The organism is Kingella sp. (in: b-proteobacteria), from assembly GCF_030527935.1.
Classification (GTDB): domain Bacteria; phylum Pseudomonadota; class Gammaproteobacteria; order Burkholderiales; family Neisseriaceae; genus Kingella_B.
Map to the genome: position 1 here is coordinate 18,934 of NZ_JAUMZV010000008.1, position 19,540 is coordinate 38,473.

The window sequence follows — 19,540 nt, forward strand, 5'->3', positions numbered from 1 at the left end:
TCAGGCTGCCTTAGCCATTTTTTTATTTCAAAACCAGAAAGAAAATCATGCCAACCACCTACACCCTAACCCAAGCCAGCAACCTGCTGCAAAGCAAAAAAATCTCCGCTGTTGAGCTGGCAACCGAATACCTTAACGCCATCAACGCACGCAACCCATCCATCAACGGCTACATCACGCTCAACCCCGATGCCACCCTTGCCGAAGCCAGTGCCGCCGATGCACGCATCGCGCAAGGTAACGCCCACGCGCTTACAGGCGTGCCGATTGCCTACAAAGACATCTTCTGCCAAACAGGCTGGCGCACCGCTTGCGCATCCAAAATGCTGGACAACTTTGTTGCGCCCTACACCGCCACCGTGGTGCAAAATTTGTTGGACGCGGGCATGGTAACGCTGGGGCGCACCAACATGGACGAATTTGCCATGGGTTCAAGCAACGAAACTTCGTTCTACGGCGCGGTTCACAATCCTTTTAACACGCAACACGTTGCGGGCGGCTCATCAGGTGGCTCGGCTGCCGTAGTGGCGGCGCGTCTTGCACCCGCCGCGCTGGGCTCGGACACAGGCGGCTCAATCCGCCAGCCCGCATCACATTGCGGCATCACCGGCTTGAAGCCCACCTACGGCATCGTTTCGCGCTTTGGCATGATTGCCTACGCATCCAGCTTTGACCAAGCTGGCCCCATGGCGCAAACCGCCGAAGACTGCGCGCTGTTGCTCAACCAAATGGCGAGCTTTGACGAGCGCGACAGCACCAGCCTAGACCGCGCCCGTGAAGACTACACCAGCCAATTAAATCAACCGCTTAAAGGCATGAAAATTGGCTTGCCCAAAGAATACTTCACTCAAAACAACAGCGCAGACGTTCAGGCTGCCTTAGCCAATGCCCAAGCCCTGCTTCAAGCACAAGGCGCGGAATTGATTGAAGTTTCCCTGCCGCAAACCGAATTATCCATCCCCGCCTATTATGTGCTCGCTTCCGCCGAAGCCAGCACCAACCTATCGCGCTACGATGGCGTGCGCTACGGACACCGCGCCAAAGCGTTCGCCAACCTAGACGAAATGTACAGCCACAGCCGCGCCGAAGGCTTTGGCAGCGAAGTCAAACGCCGCATCATGATTGGCACTTATGTGTTAAGCCACGGCTACTACGATGCCTACTATTTAAAAGCGCAAAAACTGCGCCGCTTGGTTGCCAACGATTTTCAGGCTGCCTTTAAACAATGCGACATAATTTTAGCCCCCGCCGCACCCACCGCCGCGCCCCAATTAGGCGAACTCAACCAAGACCCCATCCAAGCCTATCTGTCTGATATTTATACCATTGCTGTTAATTTGGCTGGCTTGCCTGCATTGAGCCTGCCTGCGGGATTGAGCGCAGATGGCTTGCCGATTGGCGTGCAACTGATTGGCAGCTATTTTGCCGAAGCCAAAATTCTAGGCGCGGCGCACCAAATGCAGTTGCACAGCGACTGGCATACGAAACAACCTGTGTAGTGTTTTTCAAGCTGCCTACTCCCCCTAGGCAGCCTGAAAACCGTTTGCACCATCCATTCAAGCAAACCAGTAAACAAACATTGCGCCCCATCCGCCGTTTCAGGCTGCATCAATCCACGCTGATATTTGTAAACAAATTGTAAAGCTGCCATAATCCCCATTCATCTTATTCACCCCGCAACAAAGGAAAAACAATCATGGCAACACAAACCGCCAACGCGCTGCGTTTTCTTTCTATGGACACTGTGCAAGCTGCCAATTCTGGGCACCCCGGTGCGCCGATGGGCATGGCCGACATCGCCGATGTGCTTTGGCGCGAATTTCTGCGCCACAATCCCAAAAACCCGAAATTCGCCAACCGCGACCGCTTTGTGCTATCCAATGGGCACGCTTCTGCGCTGCTGTATAGCCTGCTGCATTTGAGTGGCTACAATCTTTCTACCGATGATTTAAAAAACTTCCGCCAACTGCACAGCAAAACCCCCGGCCATCCCGAATACGGCTACACCGATGGCGTGGAAACCACCACCGGCCCGCTGGGGCAAGGCATCGCCAACGCGGTGGGCATGGCGTTGGCGGAAAAACTGCTCGCCGCCGAGTTCAACCGCGATGGCTTGGCGATTGTGAACCACCACACTTATGTGTTCTTGGGCGATGGCTGCTTGATGGAAGGCATTTCGCACGAAGTCGCTTCGCTGGCGGGCACGCTGGGCTTGGGCAAACTGATTGTTTTATATGACGATAACAATATTTCTATTGACGGCAAAGTGGACGGCTGGTTCACCGAAAACATCCCCGAACGCTTCGTCAGCTATGGCTGGCACGTTGTGCCCAATGTGGACGGGCATCATCCCGAAGCCATCCGCGCCGCGATTGCCACCGCGCAAGCTGAAACAGGCAAACCGTCCATTATTTGCTGCAAAACGCTAATCGGCAAAGGCGCGGCAACCAAAGAAGGCAGCCACAAAACCCACGGCGCACCGTTGGGCGCGGAAGAAATCGCCGCCACGCGCCAGTATCTCGGCTGGAACTACGCGCCGTTTGAAATCCCCGCCGATGTGTACGCGGCTTGGAGTGCGGTGGAACAAGGCGAAAAACTGGAAGCCGAGTGGAACGCGCTGTTTGCACAATACCAAGCGCGCTATCCTGAATTGGCGGCAGAATTTACGCGCCGCATGGCGGGCGAATTGCCTGCAAACTTTGATGCGCACATTCAGGCTGCCTTAACCGAAGTAGCGCAGAAAGCGGAAAAAATTGCCACGCGCAAAGCCAGCCAAAACTGCATTGAAGTGCTGGCAAAAGAATTGCCCGAATTGGTGGGCGGCTCGGCGGATTTAACGCCGTCTAATCTCACCGATTGGTCGGGCTGCGTGTCGGTAACGAAAAACGGCGGCGGCAATTATATTCACTACGGCGTGCGCGAATTTGGCATGGCAGCAATCATGAACGGCATGGCGTTGCACGGCGGTGTGCGTCCGTTTGGCGCAACGTTTTTGATGTTCAGCGAATACGCCCGCAACGCGCTGCGCATGGCGGCGTTGATGAAAATCAACCCTGTGTTCGTGTTCACCCACGACAGCATTGGCTTGGGCGAAGATGGCCCCACGCATCAGCCTGTGGAGCAAATCGCCACGCTGCGCCTGATTCCCAATATGGACGTGTGGCGGCCTTGCGATACGGTGGAATCGCTGGTGGCGTGGGCAGAAGCGATTAAGGCAAGCGACCGCCCCAGCAGCCTGATTTTCAGCCGTCAAAATCTGCCCTGCATCCCGCGCGACACCGACACCACGGATGCCATTGCGCGCGGCGGTTATTGCATCAAAGAAGCCGATGGTAAGGCGCAAGCGGTGTTGATTGCCACGGGCTCGGAAGTGGAATTGGCGTTGAACGCGCAAAAAGCGTTGGCAGAACAAGGCATTGCGGTGCGTGTGGTTTCTATGCCGTGCACCAATGTGTTTGACCGCCAGCCTGCGGCGTATCGCGCGGGCATATTGCCTGCAGATTTGCCCAAAGTGGCGGTGGAAGCGGGCGTGTCGGATGGTTGGTATAAATATGTGGGGCTGAACGGCAAGGTGGTTGGGCTGGATAGATTTGGCGAATCTGCGCCTGCGGATGCGCTGTTTAAGGAGTTTGGCTTTACCGTGGAGCGCGTGGTGGACGCGGTGAAGTCGGTGTTGTTGTGATGCCGTGAACCGTAGTTAATAGGCAGCCTGAAAACGGGGTTTACTGGTTTCAGGCTGCTTTTTTGTTAGTGTGGGGATATGGGCAGCCTGAAAAGTTTGTAGGTCGGGCATTTATGCCCGACAAACACGGTATTTATATAGGCCACAAATTTAGAAACGTCGGGCATAAATGCCCGACCTACTTGGGGATAGCAAAGGTTTCAACCTTGCGCGTTGCGCTTCGGTATACCTCTGAGCTTTGCATAAGTTCGCATAGCTAAATCAAAGATTTAGATGCTCACTTAATACCCAAATCAAAGATTTGGACAAAGGGGCAAGGCTGCCTTTTGGGTGGGGAAATGGGACAGCGGATGGTTGGGATACGGTGGGGTGCAGGGGCTTGCCCCTGCTCGTGGTAGGCGGCTAAACGCCTGCTCTGGCAAAAGATGGACGATGGGCAGCCTGAAAGGGGGTTGCTTTGTTTTCAGGCTGCCTTTAAGTCTATGACTTCTATGCCAAGTTGGGACATGAGTTGGTAGAGATGGGCGTAGCTGGGGCGGTAGAACAGTTCGTCTTGCGGGCGGATGCTGTGGATGTGGACGTTGGGAAAGGTGCTGACGTTGAGTGCGGCGGTGCTGATTAGGTGGTATAGGTGGACGGGGGTGTGGGGGTGGCATTGGATGTGTTGCAGTAGCCAGTCTTCAAAGATTAGGGGGGTGTGGATGTAGTTGAGATGGGGGATGGGGTGGTGTTCGCGGGGGTGGGGGAAGTAGTGGCTGATGGGGAATTGGGCGGCGATGCGTTGCATTAGGGCGGCGTTGCGCGGGGCTTCGTGGTAAAGGGGTTGCCCGAGTAGGATGTGGATGGGTGTGGTTGGGTGTGGTTGGGTTGGATTGCGCTGGGTTTCAGGCTGCCTTTGCCAGAGTTGCAGGGGGGTGGTGGGGTGGACGATGTTGGGGAGATTGGGGTAAAGGGTGTGGTGTTGGTGGCTAAGTTGGCGCAGGCTTTGGGTGGTGTGGTGGATGCCTTGCAGGGCGTTGAGCAGGCGGCGTTTTAGGCTGGGGGTGGATTGGTATAGGATGCTTTGGGGGTAGAGATTGCCTGTGCCGTCGTCGAAGGTTTCTAGGCGGTCAAAGGTGAGATGGCTGGCGGGGTATTGGACGTTGGGGTTGTCTATGCTGGCGGCGTAGAGTGTGTGGTAGTGGCGGTCTAGCCCGTTGAGCAGGCGGGGCAGGCTTAGGGCGCGTTGCCATTTGCCTGCGGGGACGATGTGGTAGTGGCTGCGGCGGCATTGGACGGCGGTTTGTTGGTAGTAGTGTTGGAATTTGGCGTTGTGGGCTTCGGGGTAGCAGACCATGAGTAGGTCGGCGGGTTGGGCGGTTTGGCGGATTAGGGCTTGGGCGATTAGGGCTTGCAGGGGGGTGAGACAGATGAATAGGTTGGGCATGGTTGTTTAGGCGTGGGACTTTTGTGGATTGGGTGAAGCAGCCTGAAATGGGGGTTGGGCGATGTTGAACTGTTTTCAACCTTGCGCGTTGCGCTGCGGCATACACTTGAGCTTTGCATAAGTTCGCATAGCTAAATCAAAGATTTAGATGCTCACTTAATACCCAAATCAAAGATTTGGACAAAGGGGCATGGCTGTCTTTTGATGTTAAGCAGCGGTTTGGCTGGGGAGGTGACGCGTTGGCATTTGTCGGCGAGCCGCCGACGCTCCATTTTGGGTTTCAGGCTGCTTTTATGAGTTTCAGGCTGCCTTTTGGCTTGCGCTAGGCGTTATTGGGCTGGATAAATCGCCATTCGCCTGCGGCTAAATCTTGGGTGTCCCAGTCGCCAAATTGTTGGCGGTGGAGCTGGGCAACGCGGTTGCCTGCGGCGGCTATCATGCGTTTGACTTGGTGGTATTTGCCTTCGCTGATGGTCATCAGCAGGGTGGTGGGGGTTTGCAAGATGGCTTCTTGCGCGGCAACGGTTTCGTTGTCGTCGTGCAGCAATACGCCGTTTTTCAGGCTGCTGCATAGGGTGTCGCTGGCGGGGTGTTTGAGCGTGATGCGGTAGATTTTGGCGACTTTGTGTTTGGGGCTGGTCATGCGGTGGTTGAATTGCCCATCGTTGGTGATGAGCAGTACGCCTGTGGTGTCGGCATCCAGCCGCCCGATGGCTTGGATGTCGGCGGCGCGGATTTGGTCGGGCAGCAGGGTGAACACGCTGGGGTAGTTGCGCGGTTTGTGGGAGACTTCGTAGTCGGCGGGTTTGTTGAGCAGGATGTAGAAATGCGGCCGCGGGATGATGAGCGCGTCTTCGCCTTCTATGGTTAGACTGCGGACGTTTTCAGGCTGCACTTCGGCTTTGTCGCTGGCGATGGTGTCGCCGTTGATTTGCACGAGTTGGTGTTTGACAAGCCATTGGCAGCCTTTGCGGGTGTCTATGCCTTGGGCTTGTAGGTATTTGATGATGTTCATGGTAGGGCTTTCGGGGGGTTTCAGGCTGCCTTTTTGGGGCGGTTGGGGCAGCCTGAAAAGGTTGATTGCGGCAGGCTGTTTAAACGTGGGGGCGGATGGTTGGGCAGCCTGAAATTTTTATTCCGCGTTCCCAAGGGTCTGTTGGCATTCAACTTTTGAGCGGATTTTGCGTCAGAAAATGGCAGATGCAAGGCGAAAATGCGAGCCTATGCCATCCATAGGCGAGTATTTTCAACGCGGCAGATGCCGTTTTAGGGCGGAAAATCCGCCAAAATGTTGATTGTCAACAGACCCTGTGGCTTGCTTGCAAGCCGTGCGCTGGCAAAAGGCAGCCTGAAAACCACTTTCAGGCTGCCTATACCGTTATCAGAAAATCTGAAATACAAAGAAAAGCAACGTATGCAAGATAAACAGCGGAATCAAAATGCCAAACGACCACACCATGTAGCCAAAGAAGCTGGGCATTTTTACTTTGCGCTGCTCGGCGATGGCTTTAACCATAAAGTTCGGCGCGTTGCCGATGTAGCTGAGTGCGCCCATAAACACCGAGCCCATAGACACCGCCAGCAGGGTGTGAAACAGCTCGCCGCGCATCAGCTCGTGCGGGTTGCCGCCTGCCATGTTGAAAAACACGAGATAGGTTGGGGCGTTGTCCAAGAAGCCCGATAGCATGCCGCTCATCCAAAAATACATGGCGTTGATGGGCTTGCCTGCAGCATCGTGCACCAGCGAAATCACGCCTGAAAATGCGCCTTTTTCGCCTGTTTGCAACATGGCGAGCACAGGGGCGATGGTGATGAAGATGCCTGCGAACAGCTTGGCAACTTCGGCGATGGGGTCAAAGTTGAACTCGTTGCCCGCGCGCACTTGCTTGGGCGTTACCCACAGCGAAATCAGGGCAAGCGCAATCAGGATGGCATCGCGCACCATATTTTGCGGTTCAAGGTGTGCGCCAAGGATTTCAAAGCCGTGCGATTCGGGCTTCCATAGCCCTGATAACAGCACCGCGCCAATCACGCCCGCCAGCAGCAAGAAGTTGATTTTGCCGTAGATTTTGATGCCATCTATAGCGGGAAAGGCAGCTTGAAAATGGGTGTCGGGCGTGGGGTCTTTGGGCAGGATTTCATCGGGCTGGGCGAAATAGCGGCTGTCTAAAATATAGAACACGGTGAGCAGCACGATGGCACTAATCAGCACGGGCGGGAACATATGCACCACCGTCCAGCCAAAATCTACGCCTTTTAAAAAGCCCAAAAAGAGCGGTGGGTCGCCCAGCGGGGTTAAGCCGCCGCCGATGTTGGCAACGAGAAAAATAAAGAAGATGACCACATGAACATTATGCTTGCGGTTGTCGTTGGCTTTGAGCAGCGGACGTATCATCAGCATCGCCGCGCCTGTTGTGCCCATGATGGAAGCCAACGCCGTGCCGATGGCGAGCAGCGCGGTGTTGAGCTTTGCCGAGCCGTGCAAATTGCCCCACACAAGGATGCCGCCCGAAATGGTATATAAGGCGAGCAGCAGCAGGATAAAGGGGATGTATTCGCCAATGAGCGCGTGGGCGATAACGTGCAGGCTTTGGTGTGCGCCAAATGTGAGCGTGAACGGAATCAGAAACAGCAGCGTCCAGCCAAGGGTGATTTTGCCAAAATGATGATGCCAGATGTGGGCGAAAAACAAGGGCCCCAGCGCAATGGAAAGCAGAATCAGGGCAAAGGGAATGCCCCATGCAAGGCTTAATTCGGCGGCGTTAAATTCGGCGGCTTGGGCAAGCGCGGGCGCAAAGAGCGCAAGTAGGGGCGAGATGATTTGGATGGGTTTCATGGTTTTCCTGTATTGGGGTGCTGCGATACGCTTGGCTTGGTTGCTCGTGAAGCGGGGCGTGGAGTGGATGGTTGCGCGAATGGGTTGTGCCGATTGGCGTAAACATCCAACGGGGTAAACAGGGGATGGAGCAAGGGTTTACCGCGTGAGAGAACCTGTTCGCCATCCCTGCGTGAGCTGTCCGCTGATGCAGATGGGTTGCAGGGCAAGGTGCAAAACGCAGGCAATAGCGAGACTATGGTCAAGTTTTGCAATGCCGCCATGCAACCAAGATGCGTGAGCGGCAGCCGTGCAGCGATTTTGAGCAGGTTCTTTAAGCGCAGGAAGTGAGTAAAACGAATAAGGCAGCCTGAAAAGCCGCCTTGGTTGAGACGGCTTAATTGTAAAAAATTATTTACGAAAAGTCATCTTTTTGTGGGGATTTTTTGGATTGGGTTAAGAAATGTTGGAATGGGCTGGCAATCTGGCAAGGGCGTGGTGATGGTTTGCCGCGCTATTTGGGATTTCAGGCTGCCGCGTTTACTCAATAGGCAGCCTGAAAACCTAACATGGAGCGGCGGCGGCTCGCCGCCAAATTGCTTATGAAACATAGCATTACTGGTTTTCCAAAATGTCGGCGAGCCGCCGACGCTCCATCGGTTACAGGTTTTACAAAGGTTGCAGCCTGAAAACAATACGCGCTGTGGCAAACTGTTTTTCTCTATAATCCCCCCTTTTGCTTTTCAGGCTGCCGTTATGGTTAAGGTTACTACGCTGGATACGGAATTTGAATTATTGCCCGATGAATCGCTGCTCGCTGGTTTGGAGCGGACGAATCACGCGGTGGAATATCAATGCCGTAGCGGCTATTGCGGCTCTTGCAGGGTGAAGTTGCTGGCGGGCAAGGTGTCGTATCGGGAGATGCCGATGGCATATGTGGCGGATGGGGAGATTTTGTCGTGCTGCTGCGTGTTGGAATCGGATGTGGTGGTGGGGTGTTGTTTGCGGGATGATGGGGCGCGGGATGATGGGGATGATTAGGCAGCCTGAAATGCCATTTAACCAATAAAAATCGCTTGGCGCGATACCAAGCGGTTTTTTGTTTTCAGGCTGCCTTGAACTGCGTGCGGGGTAAGGCTACACACCACGCGGCTACGTTTACTACGCTGAACTTTGTTTTCAGGCTGCCTTTGGGTTATCGCACACCCAAAGGCAGCCGGAAAAACATTAAACCATCGCCGCCCGCTTCGGTTTGTCTCAAATGATTTAAAAACCTGAAACCTTTGCAAAACCTGTAACCGATGGAGCGTCGGCGGCTCGCCGACATTTTGGAAAACCAGTAATGCTATGTTTCATAAGCAATTTGGCGACGAGCCGTCGCCGCTCCATTTTAGGTTTCAGGCTGTTGTTGGGGTTTTGCAAAGGTTTCAACCTGTGTTCACCAGTAACCGCTGTGAACACAGGTTCTAAAACTACGCTTCGCTCCCCCCCACCGTTAGCCCTGCATCAATCCGCAGCGTGGGCTGCCCTACGCCCACGGGCACGCTTTGCCCGTCTTTGCCGCAGATGCCGATGCCTGTGTCTAAGCGGCTGTCGTTGCCTATCATGGAAACGTGTTTGAGCACTTCGGGACCGTTGCCGATGATGGTTGCGCCTTTAACGGGGTATTGCAATTTGCCGTTTTCCACCCACCATGCTTCGCTGGCGGAGAAGACGAATTTGCCGCTGGTAATGTCCACTTGCCCACCGCCAAAGTTCACGGCGTAGATGCCTTTTTGGATGCTGGCGATGATTTCTTCGGCTTCGTGCGTGCCGCTTTGCATAAAGGTGTTGGTCATGCGCGGCATGGGGGCGGATGAATAGCTTTCGCGCCGTCCGTTGCCTGTGATGCTTGTGCCCATTAGGCGGGCGTTGGTTTCGTCTTGCATATAGCCTGTTAGGATGCCGTCTTCAATCAACACGGTGCGGCGGGTTTCGTTGCCTTCATCGTCGATATTCAGGCTGCCTCGGCGGTCGGCGATGTTGCCTTGGTCAATCACGGTTACGCCTTGGGCGGCAACGCGCTGCCCGATGAGCCCTGAAAACGCGCTGGTTTGCTTGCGGTTGAAGTCGCCCTCCAAGCCATGCCCTACGGCTTCGTGCAGCAGCACGCCTGGCCAGCCGCTGCCGAGCACCACGGTCATCGCGCCTGCGGGGGCGGGGCGGGATTCTAGGTTGGTTAGGGCTTGCTGCACGGCGTGGTTCACATATTCTTGGATTTTGCTGTCGTTGAAATAGGCTAAATCAAAGCGTCCGCCACCGCCTGCGCTGCCTTGTTCGCGCCGCTCGCCTTGTTTGGCAATCACGGTGAGACTTAATCGCACCAGCGGGCGGATGTCGGCGGCGTGTTTGCCGTCTAGCCGCGCGATGTAAACCATATCGTGCTCGCAGGTTAGCCCCGCCATCACTTGCACGATGCGCGGGTCGGCGGCGCGGGCAAGCGTTTCTACTTTTTGCAGCAGGGCAACTTTTTGCGGCGAATCCAGCGTAGCAATCGGGTCAAACGCGCCGTGCACGCTGGGGCAGCCTGAAACGGCGTTGGGCACGCGCACGGGCGTTTGGTTGCCCGCTTCGCCAATCACGCGCACGGCTTGGGCGGCGCGGCGCACGGCATCATCGGTTAGGCTATCGGCGTAGGCAAAGGCGGTTTTTTCGCCCGACACGGCGCGCACGCCTACGCCTTGGTTAATCTGATAACTGCCTGATTTTACAATACCTTCGTCTAAATGCCAGCTTTCAAAGGCAGTGCGCTGGCAGTAAATATCGGCGTAGTCCATATGGTGCGCGCCGATAAGCGACAGAGATTGCGCCAGCGTTTCGGCGGAAAGATGGTTGGCATGAAGCAGATTTTGCGCGACGGTTTGGGGGATGGATTGCATGGTTTTCAGGCTGCCTAATCAATAAAAAGAAGTGGATTATACTGGAAATTGGGGGTGGATTTTAGGGGGCGCGCGTGGCGTGTTTGCTTGGTTAGGCAGCCTGAAAAACAAAAACCGCTTGCTGTTCAGCCAAACAGTTTTTGCTGGATGGATTGGGTTTCAGGCTGCATCCATCATCCGCGCAGTTTGAAACAGAGCATGGCGTATCGCCGCCATACCCACTCTTTTCCATTGCTGTGGCGCAAGCGTTTCAGGCTGCCTTTGGGCATGGCAAAAGCAGCCTGAAAAGCAAAACCGCTTGCTGTTGAGCCAAACGGTTTTTTGTTGGATGGATTTTCAGGCTGCTTTTGGCATGGGAATACGATTAGGCAGCCTGAAACCCAAAATGGAGCGGCGACAGCTCGTCGCCAACACTTCAAACACCGCATGACTGATTTGCCAAGATGTCGGCGAGCCGCCGACGCTCCATCGGTTGCGGGTTTGGCAAAGGTTTCAGGCTGCCTTGTTATCATCCAATAGGCAGCCTGAAAAATGGTTTTGGTGTAGCGCAGACGGTTTTTGCGAGACAGATTGGGTTTCAGGCTGCCTAACTTGTAGAAACCAGTAGCGTTGTTTACAGTATTTCCAGGAGAATACTGACATGAACATGCACAAAAACACCCGGCTCACCCCGCACCACCGCCAAGCCATTTGGACAGCATACACACAGGAGAAGGAGAGCGTCACCTCCCTGGCTCGTCGTTACCAAGTCAGCCGCGTCACCATCTACCGCGCACTTAAAGCCGCAAGGGGCAGGCTGCCCAAACCCCAAACCAGCACCAACAACCGTTTCAAACAGGCAAAGTACGGAATGAAACGCCTGGCCAAGGTAGAACGCAGTATTCAGGAAAAACTCAAAAAGCAGGCCAAACGCTACAACAAGTCCTATCCCGGCGAAATGGTGCACGTCGATACCAAACGGCTGCCGCTGCTCAAAGGGCAGAAAGCCACCGATAAGCGGGATTACCTGTTTGTCGCCATTGATGATTTCTCAAGAGAGCTGTACGCCGCCATCCTGCCGGACAAAACCGCAGACAGTGCGGCCAAGTTCCTAACGGAACAAGTCATCGAACCCTGCCCCTATTTGATCGAGTGCGTGTATTCGGACAACGGCAGCGAATATAAAGGCGGGGCAAGTCATGCTTTCGGCACTGCCTGTTATGAAAACGGCATCAATCAAAAGTTTACCTGTCCTGCCCGTCCGCAGACCAACGGTAAAGCCGAGAGGGTTATTCGAACGATTATGGAAATGTGGCACGAAAAGCAGAGTTTTGACAGTCCGGAACACCGGCAAAAGGAGCTGTGCCGATTCGTGAACTTTTATAACACCGTGAAGCCGCACGGCAGCTTGGACGGCGATACGCCGTTTGAGGTCTTGCAGGCTTACTTTTCCCAACCTGTGGTGTAAACAACGCGGTTATTTTCTACAGCATCTACGTCAGCCGATTACAAAACTCAAAACTTTTATTTTAAATTATCAATGTAGTAATGGTGCTGCCTGAGAGGGATTGATATAATTTTCGACTTGTGAAGAATAGCCAGGAGAAGTCTGAATGTCCCAAATCCACAACGAAAATTCCCGCGTCAAAATCCCCGCCATTTTGCATCTGATGCGCTTGGGCTACGATTACCTCTCGCTCAAAAACGAAAATTGGGATAAACCAACCAACATCTTTCCCGAAATCTTTATAGAAAGCCTCTGCCGCATCAATCCCGATTTATCGCCGGACGATGCGCACCGTTTGCTGACGGATATCAGCATTGAATTAGATAACGAAGACTTGGGGCAAGACTTTTACAAACGCCTCACCAATCAATCCGGCGGCAAGAAACTGATCGACTTCCAAAATTTCAATAACAACAGTTTCCACGTTGTAACCGAATTGCCCTGCATTAACGGCGATGAAGAATTCCGCCCCGACATTACCCTGCTGGTAAACGGCATGCCTTTAGTCTTTATCGAAGTCAAAAAGCCCAACAACAAAGGCGGCATCGGCGAAGAGCGGGAGCGCATGGGCAAACGCGCGAAAAATCCCAAATTCCGCCGTTTTATCAACATCACCCAATTCATGATTTTTTCCAACAACATGGAATACGACGACGGTGCAACCGAGGCGGCGCAAGGTGCGTTTTACGCTTCGCCTGCTTACGGCAAGCCCGTGTTTAACTACTTCCGCGAAGAGCATAAATTAAACCTTGCCGAATTATTGAACACGCTTTCAGACGACCTGGAAAACAACGTTCTGCAAGACAATAATCTGCCCGTTATCAAACACAGCCCCGAATTTATCAGCAACAAATCGTCCGATACGCCGACCAACCGCATCCTGACTTCGCTGCTTTGCCGCGAGCGCCTCGCTTTTCTTCTGCAACATGGGCTGACGTACGTTAAAAGTAACCAAGGCGCGCCGCAAAAACACATCATGCGCTATCCGCAGCTATTTGCCACCCTTGCCATCGAAAAACATTTATCAAACTGCGGCAAAAAAGGCGTGATTTGGCATACCCAAGGCTCCGGCAAAACCGCGCTTGCCTATTACAACACCCGCTACCTGACCCACTATTACGCCAAACAGGGCATCGAGCCGAAATTCTATTTCATCGTGGACAGGCTCGATTTATTGAAACAAGCGCAGCGGGAATTTACCGCCCGCGACTTAATCGTCCATACCATCGACAGCCGCGAAGCCTTTGCTGCCGACATCAAATCCGCCCAAACCCTGCACAACCACGCAGGCAAGGCGGAAATCACTGTCGTCAACATCCAAAAATTCAAAGACGACCCCGATGTCGTCGCCCGTAACGACTACGACCTCGCCATCCAGCGCGTCTATTTTCTCGACGAAGTACACCGCAGCTACAACCCCAAAGGCTCGTTTCTTGCCAACCTCAACCAGTCCGACGTAAACGCCGTCAAAATCGGGTTGACCGGCACGCCGCTTATCGGCGTAACCGCAGGCAACGTTAATACCCGCGAGCTCTTCGGCGACTACATCCATAAATACTATTACAACGCCTCCATCGCCGACGGCTACACCCTGCGCCTGATTCGCGAGGCCATCAGCAGCCAATACAAAGCCGAATTGCAGGCTGCATTGGCGCAGCTTGAAGTCGAAAAAGGCAGCTTTGACCGCAAAGAAATCTACGCCCATCCGCACTTCGTCCGCCCGATGCTTGATTACATCTTGGACGACTTCGCCAAATTCAGAAAAACCAACCAAGACGAAAGCCTAGGCGCCATGGTCGTTTGTGACAGCGCAGAACAGGCACGCCAGCTTTTTGAGCATTTTCAGACGGCCTCAGATCATAATTTCACCGCCGCGCTGATATTGCACGACGTCGGCACAAAGGACGAACGCGACCAATGGGTCAAAGATTTCAAAGCGGGCAAAATCGACATCTTGTTTGTGTACAACATGCTTTTGACCGGCTTTGATGCGCCGCGCCTGAAAAAGCTCTATTTGGGCAGACTAATCAAAGCCCATAACCTTTTACAAACCCTGACCCGCGTCAACCGCACCTACAAATCTTACCGTTACGGCTATGTTGTCGATTTTGCCGACATCGAGCGCGAATTTGACAAAACCAACCGCGCCTATTGGGACGAACTTTCTAACGAATTGGGCGACGAAATCGGCAGTTACAGCCAGCTATTCAAAACGGCAGAAGAAATCGAACAGGAAATTGCAGACATTAAAAACGCCCTGTTTGATTTCGATACCGAAAACGCCGAAGAATTTTGCCGCCAAATCAGCCAAATAGAAGACAAAAAACAGCTTCTAGCCCTAAAAAAAGCCCTGCAAACCGCCAAAGAGCTATACAACGCTCTGCGTCTGCAAGGCAGCCACGAATTTCTTGTGCATCTGGATTTTGACAAACTCAATCTCCTGTACCGCGAAACCGCCGCCCGTCTGGATACCTTAAACCTTGCCGAAAAATTGCAGCAAGGCGACACCGCCCATTTGCTCAATGAAGCGCTGGAAGACGTTTACTTCCAATTCGTCAAAATCGGCGAAGCCGAACTCAAACTTGCCGACGATTTGAAAGACATCATGCGCAAAGTCCGCGAAGGACTGGCGGGCAACTTCGACCAAGACGACCCCGAATACATCAGCCTGCGCGAAGAACTGGAACGCATCTTCAAGAAAAAGAACCTCGCCGAAGTTGGGCAGGAAGAAATGCAGGCAAACATCGCCACACTCGAAACCGTCTATGCTCAAATCAAAGAGCTGAACCGCCAAAACGACCTCTTGCGGCATAAATACGGCGGCGACGCCAAATATGCCCGCATCCACAAACGTCTGCGCGAAAACCCTGCTCTCTACGGCGACAAACTCAAAGTCTTTAACGCGCTAAACGGTGTAAAAACCGATGCCGACCAAAAAGTGCTGGATATGGAGCAGATTTTGGACAATCAAAATTACTTTGAAAAACAAATGCAGGGCATCGTATTAAAACGCTTTAGAACGGAACAGCAATTTCCTGTTCAACCCGCCGACATCCAAGCCATCAACCGCCTATTGGTGCGGGAGTATTTAAAAGAAAGCGGGCGGATTTAAGGAGTAGATTTTCAGGCAGCCTTAACCATTTATAAATACAGGAAAGCTATGCACAACAACGACATCATCATCTACACCACAGAAGACGGACTATCCGAATTTACCCTGCGCGAGCTTGACGGCGAACTATGGCTTACCCAAAAAGAAATTGCCGAACTCTACCAAACCAGCAAACAAAACATCGGTAAACACATCAAAGCCATATTTGCAGAACAAGAACTGGACGATTCAGTTGTAAACTTTCAGTTTACAACTGCCGCAGACGGCAAGAACTACCGCATGGGGCTTTATCCCCTCTCCCTAATCATCGCCGTCGGCTACCGCGTCCGCTCCACACGCGGTACACAATTCCGCCAATGGGCAACACGGACATTGGGCGAATACATCAGCAAGGGCTTCGTATTAAACGACGACCGGCTGAAAAACCCGCCTGTCGGGACAAACCGTGCCGAAGATCAGTTTGAACAGTTGCTCAACCGTATCAGGGACATCCGCAGCAGCGAACGGCGGATGTATCTGCGTGTGCGCGAAATATTCGCCATGGCGGCGGATTACCAGCCCAGCTTCAAAGAAACCACCCATTTTTTCAAAATCATACAAAACAAACTTCACTACGCTTGCACCCGCCATACCGCCCCTGAAATTATTTACCAAAGGGCAGATGCGGGGAAACCCAATATGGGGCTGACCCATTGGCGGGGCAAAGAAATCGCCAAAGCCGATGTAACCGTTGCCAAAAATTACCTGAACGAGGCAGAAATCGACGCCCTCAACCGCATCGTTTCCATGTGGCTGGATTTTGCCGAAGACCAGGCGAGCATGAAAAAACAGATATTCCTGCAAGACTGGACGGAAAAACTGGATGCCTTCCTCGCATTCAATGACCGCCAAGTCTTACAAACGGCAGGGACAATCAGCAAAACGCAGGCAGACGAAAAAGCCCGCATCGAATACGAAAAACTTGCCGCCGCACGCAGACTGGAAAAAGAACGCGAGGGCGAACGCCATATTGCCGAACTGCTGAGCCTGAAAAAATAGCAGGCATCAATGCAGGCTGCTTAAAAAAGTGCGGTCGGATTTTGAAATGTTTTTTCAGACGACCTTTATTATGGAGTAAATATTTTTGCTTACTGGAAACTGTGATGATTCTGCATAGTAAGGCGAAAGATTATTTTGCAAGTTGGTGGCTAGATAAAAAATTGAGATAAAAATATGAGTGATTGGAAAATATATACAATTTCTGAAGCATGTAAAAGATTTAGCAGTGGCAAAGGAATAACAGCTAGTCAAATATTTGAAATAGGTGCATACCCTGTTTTTGGTGGAAATGGAATCAGAGGCTATACAGATGCTTATAATTTTGAAGGGGAATGTGCAATTATTGGGCGTCAAGGTGCTTATTGTGGTAATACGAAATATTTTTGTGGCAAAGCATATATGACAGAACATGCTATCGTAGCAACTGCAAATGATGAACATAATATTGGATATATTGCCAATTTATTATCCATTATGAATTTAGGGCAATACCAGGGACAATCAGCACAACCTGGATTGTCAGTAAATACTTTGTCAAAAATAGAGTTAAAACTACCCGATAAAAAAACTCAGGATAGTATCTTTTCCCTTTTATCCACTTTGGACAAAAAAATCGCCCTGAACAAACAAATCAACGCGCGCTTGGAACAGATGGCAAAAACCCTGTACGACTACTGGTTCGTGCAGTTCGACTTCCCCGACGCAGACGGCAAGCCTTACAAATCCTCAGGCGGTGAAATGGTGTTTGATGAAACTTTAAAACGGAAAATTCCGAAGGGGTGGGAGGTGAAAAATTTGGGGAATTTGGCAGAAATCGTCGGTGGCAGTACGCCATCAACTGCCGATAGCGATAATTTTTGCTCCAATGGAACAGCATGGATTACACCTTATGATTTATCTAAAAATCAAGACAATAAATTTATTAGTCATGGTGAAATAGATGTTTCTGAAAAAGGAATAAAAAATGCCAGTTTGAAAAAATATCCTACTGGAACAGTTTTAATGAGTTCAAGGGCACCCATCGGATATATGGCTATTGCAAGAAATGAGGTAACAACGAATCAAGGCTTTAAGTCATTTATTCCAAATAAGGGATTTTCGAAAGAGTTTGTCTTTTATGCTGTTAAAAATTCTCTAAAATCAATTATGCAATCAGCTTCGGGTTCCACATTTAAAGAAGTTTCAGCAACCACACTACACTCAATTCAAGCAGTTTTCCCAAAACATGAATTGGTAGAAAAATATACAGAAAGAAGTAAAAAAATATTTAAAATTCAGGACAATTTAGAAAAACAAAACCACCAGCTAACCCAACTACGTGATTTCCTACTGCCCATGCTGATGAACGGGCAGGTATCCGTGGCGGAATAATCTGGATTCAAGAATCCGACCGATACAATAAAAAGAACGAGATAAAAAATGACCGAACAACACTTTACTGAACAAACCAAAGCCCTGATTGACAGCTTGAAAACCATTTGCGCCAACTATGGCTTAGGCAATGACGGCAACGAGTTCAAAATCATCAGTCAGGCTTTTTTGTATAAATTCTTAAACGACAAATACGATTTCGAAGTCAAAAAAATTCGCAAAGAAAAGCCCGACGAGCCGATCAAGTTCGTCAATATGGATATTGAGGGGAAAACAGCGGTTTTGAAGCCTGAGCATTCCATCAAGTATTTATCAGAGCGACAAAACGGCGCAGACTTTGCCAAACTCTTTGACGATACGCTCACCGATATTGCCGCGCAGAATGCGGAGTTGTTTTCGGTGAAAACCGAAGGCGGGGCGAAAATTGTGTTGTTCGAGCGTATTAGTCAGTACATTACTGACGAAGGCCGACGCGATGATTTTTGCCGCGCGCTGATTTCCAAGCTGGCGGGTTTCAGTTTTGAGGCAATTTTTGCGCAAAAATTCGATTTTTTCGCCACGATTTTTGAATACCTGATTAAAGACTACAACAGCAATTCCGGCGGCAAATATGCAGAATACTACACGCCGCATGCGGTGGCGCGGATTATGGCGGATATTTTGGTGCCGGAGGAAGTGCGCGGGCAAATCCGCAGCGTGGACGTTTACGACCCGTCGGCCGGTTCGGGAACGCTGTTGATGAATGTCGCCCATGCCATCGGCGAAGACAAATGTATGATTTATACGCAGGATATTTCGCAAAAATCGTCCAATCTTTTGCGTCTGAATCTGATTTTGAATAATCTGGTGCATTCTTTGAATAATGTGGTTCAGGGCAATACGATTTTGTCGCCCGCCCATAAAGACGCTTCAGGCCGTCTGAAAAAATTTGATTTCATCGTTTCTAATCCGCCGTTTAAATTGGATTTCAGCGATTTTCGCGACCAACTGGAAGGCGAGGAAAACCGCGAACGCTTTTTTGCCGGTATCCCGAAAATCAAAGCAAAAGATACGGATAAGATGGAAATCTACCAGCTTTTTATCCAGCATATCTTGTTTTCCCTGAAAGAAAACGGCAAAGCGGCAATTGTATTGCCGACGGGCTTTATCACTGCCCAATCAGGCATTGACAAAAAAATCCGCGAACATCTGGTAGAAAACAAAATGCTCGCCGGCGTGGTGTCCATGCCTTCCAATATTTTCGCCACGACGGGAACCAACGTTTCCATCCTGTTTATCGATAAAGCCAATAAAGGCGAAGTGGTGTTAATCGACGCATCGGGCTTGGGTGAAAAAATCAAAGACGGCAAAAACCAAAAAACCGTACTTTCCCGCGCAGAAGAACAAAAAATCTGCAATACCTTCACCCACAAACAGGCTGTGGAAGATTTCAGCGTGGTGGTCAGCTACGATGAAATCAAAGCCAAAAACTACAGCCTGTCAGCAGGGCAATATTTCGAGGTAAAGATTGATTATGTGGATATTTCTGCCGACGAATTTGCGCAGAAAATGGCGGATTTTTCGGCGGATTTGGATAAACTCTTCGCGGAATCTGCTGAATTAGAAAAAGAGATTAAAGAAAAGCTGCAAACGCTGAAATTTAGCGGATAAGCGCAAGTCTGCACAAAGCGGGTTTGTGAAAAGGATGAGTGA

At 51.5% G+C, this 19,540-nt stretch carries 19 protein-coding genes; 13 read left to right on the top strand and 6 right to left on the bottom strand.

The genetic code is table 11. The features are described 5' to 3' along the window. Window positions 1-47 precede the first annotated feature (47 nt). Genes gatA through tkt form a run of 3 tightly spaced genes read left to right on the top strand, consistent with a single transcriptional unit; the run spans window position 48 to window position 3,682 of the window. Window positions 48-1,499 carry an Asp-tRNA(Asn)/Glu-tRNA(Gln) amidotransferase subunit GatA gene (gene gatA / locus Q4A85_RS03870; RefSeq protein WP_303107845.1) on the top strand — a complete coding sequence of 484 codons (1,452 nt, stop codon included), beginning with the start codon at window positions 48-50 and terminating at the stop codon, window positions 1,497-1,499. Beyond that, window positions 1,499-1,642, top strand: a complete 144-nt coding sequence (locus Q4A85_RS03875) for a hypothetical protein (protein ID WP_303107846.1) — start codon at window positions 1,499-1,501, stop codon at window positions 1,640-1,642. The genes gatA and Q4A85_RS03875 overlap by 1 nt, the downstream gene beginning before the upstream one ends. 54 nt (window positions 1,643-1,696) lie before the next feature. Next, window positions 1,697-3,682, top strand: a complete 1,986-nt coding sequence (tkt, locus tag Q4A85_RS03880) for a transketolase (protein ID WP_303107847.1) — start codon at window positions 1,697-1,699, stop codon at window positions 3,680-3,682. A gap of 463 nt (window positions 3,683-4,145) precedes the next feature. Here the strand turns inward: tkt and Q4A85_RS03885 are convergent, their stop codons facing one another. Further along, window positions 4,146-5,108, bottom strand: a complete 963-nt coding sequence (locus Q4A85_RS03885) for a glycosyltransferase family 52 (RefSeq protein WP_303107848.1) — start codon at window positions 5,106-5,108, stop codon at window positions 4,146-4,148. Between the two features lie 176 nt (window positions 5,109-5,284). On the opposite strand from Q4A85_RS03885, the gene Q4A85_RS03890 reads away from it, so the two are divergent. Then, complete coding sequence (locus Q4A85_RS03890) at window positions 5,285-5,434, top strand: hypothetical protein (RefSeq protein ID WP_303107849.1); 150 nt, start codon at window positions 5,285-5,287, stop codon at window positions 5,432-5,434. Here the strand turns inward: Q4A85_RS03890 and Q4A85_RS03895 are convergent. Then, window positions 5,431-6,123, bottom strand: coding sequence for a 16S rRNA pseudouridine(516) synthase (locus tag Q4A85_RS03895; RefSeq protein ID WP_303107850.1), 693 nt, complete (start codon window positions 6,121-6,123; stop codon window positions 5,431-5,433). The genes Q4A85_RS03890 and Q4A85_RS03895 overlap by 4 nt on opposite strands. Window positions 6,124-6,489: 366 nt before the next feature. Next, a complete protein-coding gene (locus Q4A85_RS03900; protein ID WP_303107851.1) occupies window positions 6,490-7,944 on the bottom strand; it encodes a sodium:proton antiporter in 1,455 nt (484 codons plus the stop codon). 450 nt (window positions 7,945-8,394) lie between these two features. On the opposite strand from Q4A85_RS03900, the gene Q4A85_RS03905 reads away from it, so the two are divergent. Next, window positions 8,395-8,529 (top strand): hypothetical protein, encoded by a 135-nt coding sequence (locus tag Q4A85_RS03905; protein ID WP_303107852.1) that lies wholly within the window; start codon window positions 8,395-8,397, stop codon window positions 8,527-8,529. Window positions 8,530-8,679: 150 nt separating this feature from the next. Continuing rightward, window positions 8,680-8,964: a class I ribonucleotide reductase maintenance protein YfaE gene (gene yfaE, locus Q4A85_RS03910; RefSeq protein WP_303107853.1), complete on the top strand. Its 285-nt coding sequence runs from the start codon at window positions 8,680-8,682 to the stop codon at window positions 8,962-8,964. A gap of 225 nt (window positions 8,965-9,189) precedes the next feature. Here yfaE and Q4A85_RS03915 read toward each other — a convergent pair whose 3' ends face one another. Both Q4A85_RS03915 and tldD read right to left on the bottom strand, forming a co-directional pair. Next, window positions 9,190-9,345, bottom strand: coding sequence for a hypothetical protein (locus tag Q4A85_RS03915; RefSeq protein ID WP_303107854.1), 156 nt, complete (start codon window positions 9,343-9,345; stop codon window positions 9,190-9,192). Window positions 9,346-9,395: 50 nt separating this feature from the next. Then, the gene (gene tldD, locus Q4A85_RS03920; RefSeq protein ID WP_303107855.1) at window positions 9,396-10,841 is read right to left on the bottom strand and encodes a metalloprotease TldD; all 1,446 of its coding nucleotides are present in this window, start codon (window positions 10,839-10,841) and stop codon (window positions 9,396-9,398) included. A gap of 140 nt (window positions 10,842-10,981) precedes the next feature. On the opposite strand from tldD, the gene Q4A85_RS03925 reads away from it, so the two are divergent. Both Q4A85_RS03925 and Q4A85_RS03930 read left to right on the top strand, forming a co-directional pair. Continuing rightward, on the top strand, window positions 10,982-11,149 hold the full coding sequence (locus Q4A85_RS03925; RefSeq protein WP_303107856.1) for a hypothetical protein: 168 nt from the start codon (window positions 10,982-10,984) through the stop codon (window positions 11,147-11,149). A gap of 13 nt (window positions 11,150-11,162) precedes the next feature. Further along, a complete protein-coding gene (locus tag Q4A85_RS03930; RefSeq protein WP_303107857.1) occupies window positions 11,163-11,360 on the top strand; it encodes a hypothetical protein in 198 nt (65 codons plus the stop codon). Here the strand turns inward: Q4A85_RS03930 and Q4A85_RS03935 are convergent. Next, window positions 11,334-11,483 (bottom strand): hypothetical protein, encoded by a 150-nt coding sequence (locus Q4A85_RS03935; protein ID WP_303107858.1) that lies wholly within the window; start codon window positions 11,481-11,483, stop codon window positions 11,334-11,336. The two genes, Q4A85_RS03930 and Q4A85_RS03935, sit on opposite strands and share 27 nt — an antisense overlap. Between Q4A85_RS03935 and Q4A85_RS03940 the strand changes: the two genes are divergently transcribed. The 5 genes from Q4A85_RS03940 to Q4A85_RS03960 all read left to right on the top strand — a co-directional run bounded on the left by Q4A85_RS03940 (window position 11,482) and on the right by Q4A85_RS03960 (window position 19,498). Next, complete coding sequence (locus Q4A85_RS03940; protein WP_303107859.1) at window positions 11,482-12,288, top strand: integrase core domain-containing protein; 807 nt, start codon at window positions 11,482-11,484, stop codon at window positions 12,286-12,288. The genes Q4A85_RS03935 and Q4A85_RS03940 overlap by 2 nt on opposite strands. Window positions 12,289-12,433: 145 nt before the next feature. Then, complete coding sequence (locus Q4A85_RS03945; RefSeq protein WP_303107860.1) at window positions 12,434-15,439, top strand: type I restriction endonuclease; 3,006 nt, start codon at window positions 12,434-12,436, stop codon at window positions 15,437-15,439. A 48-nt stretch (window positions 15,440-15,487) separates the two neighbouring features. Further along, on the top strand, window positions 15,488-16,477 hold the full coding sequence (locus Q4A85_RS03950) for a virulence RhuM family protein (RefSeq protein WP_303107861.1): 990 nt from the start codon (window positions 15,488-15,490) through the stop codon (window positions 16,475-16,477). Window positions 16,478-16,651: 174 nt separating this feature from the next. Next, window positions 16,652-17,848 (top strand): restriction endonuclease subunit S, encoded by a 1,197-nt coding sequence (locus Q4A85_RS03955; RefSeq protein ID WP_303107862.1) that lies wholly within the window; start codon window positions 16,652-16,654, stop codon window positions 17,846-17,848. Window positions 17,849-17,896: 48 nt separating this feature from the next. Then, window positions 17,897-19,498 carry a class I SAM-dependent DNA methyltransferase gene (locus tag Q4A85_RS03960; RefSeq protein WP_303107863.1) on the top strand — a complete coding sequence of 534 codons (1,602 nt, stop codon included), beginning with the start codon at window positions 17,897-17,899 and terminating at the stop codon, window positions 19,496-19,498. The last annotated feature ends 42 nt before the right edge of the window (window positions 19,499-19,540 follow it).

Excerpts from the sequence above, each read along its gene's own strand:
- Q4A85_RS03950 (WP_303107861.1), top strand. The coding sequence starts at position 15,488 with ATGCACAACAACGACATCATCATCTACACCACAGAAGACGGACTATCC.
- Q4A85_RS03945 (WP_303107860.1), top strand. The coding sequence starts at position 12,434 with ATGTCCCAAATCCACAACGAAAATTCCCGCGTCAAAATCCCCGCCATT.
- Q4A85_RS03885 (WP_303107848.1), bottom strand. The coding sequence starts at position 5,108 with ATGCCCAACCTATTCATCTGTCTCACCCCCCTGCAAGCCCTAATCGCC.
- Q4A85_RS03960 (WP_303107863.1), top strand. The coding sequence starts at position 17,897 with ATGACCGAACAACACTTTACTGAACAAACCAAAGCCCTGATTGACAGC.
- Q4A85_RS03900 (WP_303107851.1), bottom strand. The coding sequence starts at position 7,944 with ATGAAACCCATCCAAATCATCTCGCCCCTACTTGCGCTCTTTGCGCCC.
- yfaE (WP_303107853.1), top strand. The coding sequence starts at position 8,680 with ATGGTTAAGGTTACTACGCTGGATACGGAATTTGAATTATTGCCCGAT.
- tldD (WP_303107855.1), bottom strand. The coding sequence starts at position 10,841 with ATGCAATCCATCCCCCAAACCGTCGCGCAAAATCTGCTTCATGCCAAC.
- Q4A85_RS03895 (WP_303107850.1), bottom strand. The coding sequence starts at position 6,123 with ATGAACATCATCAAATACCTACAAGCCCAAGGCATAGACACCCGCAAA.
- Q4A85_RS03955 (WP_303107862.1), top strand. The coding sequence starts at position 16,652 with ATGAGTGATTGGAAAATATATACAATTTCTGAAGCATGTAAAAGATTT.
- Q4A85_RS03940 (WP_303107859.1), top strand. The coding sequence starts at position 11,482 with ATGAACATGCACAAAAACACCCGGCTCACCCCGCACCACCGCCAAGCC.
- gatA (WP_303107845.1), top strand. The coding sequence starts at position 48 with ATGCCAACCACCTACACCCTAACCCAAGCCAGCAACCTGCTGCAAAGC.
- Q4A85_RS03905 (WP_303107852.1), top strand. The coding sequence starts at position 8,395 with ATGGGCTGGCAATCTGGCAAGGGCGTGGTGATGGTTTGCCGCGCTATT.
- Q4A85_RS03935 (WP_303107858.1), bottom strand. The coding sequence starts at position 11,483 with ATGTCAGTATTCTCCTGGAAATACTGTAAACAACGCTACTGGTTTCTA.
- tkt (WP_303107847.1), top strand. The coding sequence starts at position 1,697 with ATGGCAACACAAACCGCCAACGCGCTGCGTTTTCTTTCTATGGACACT.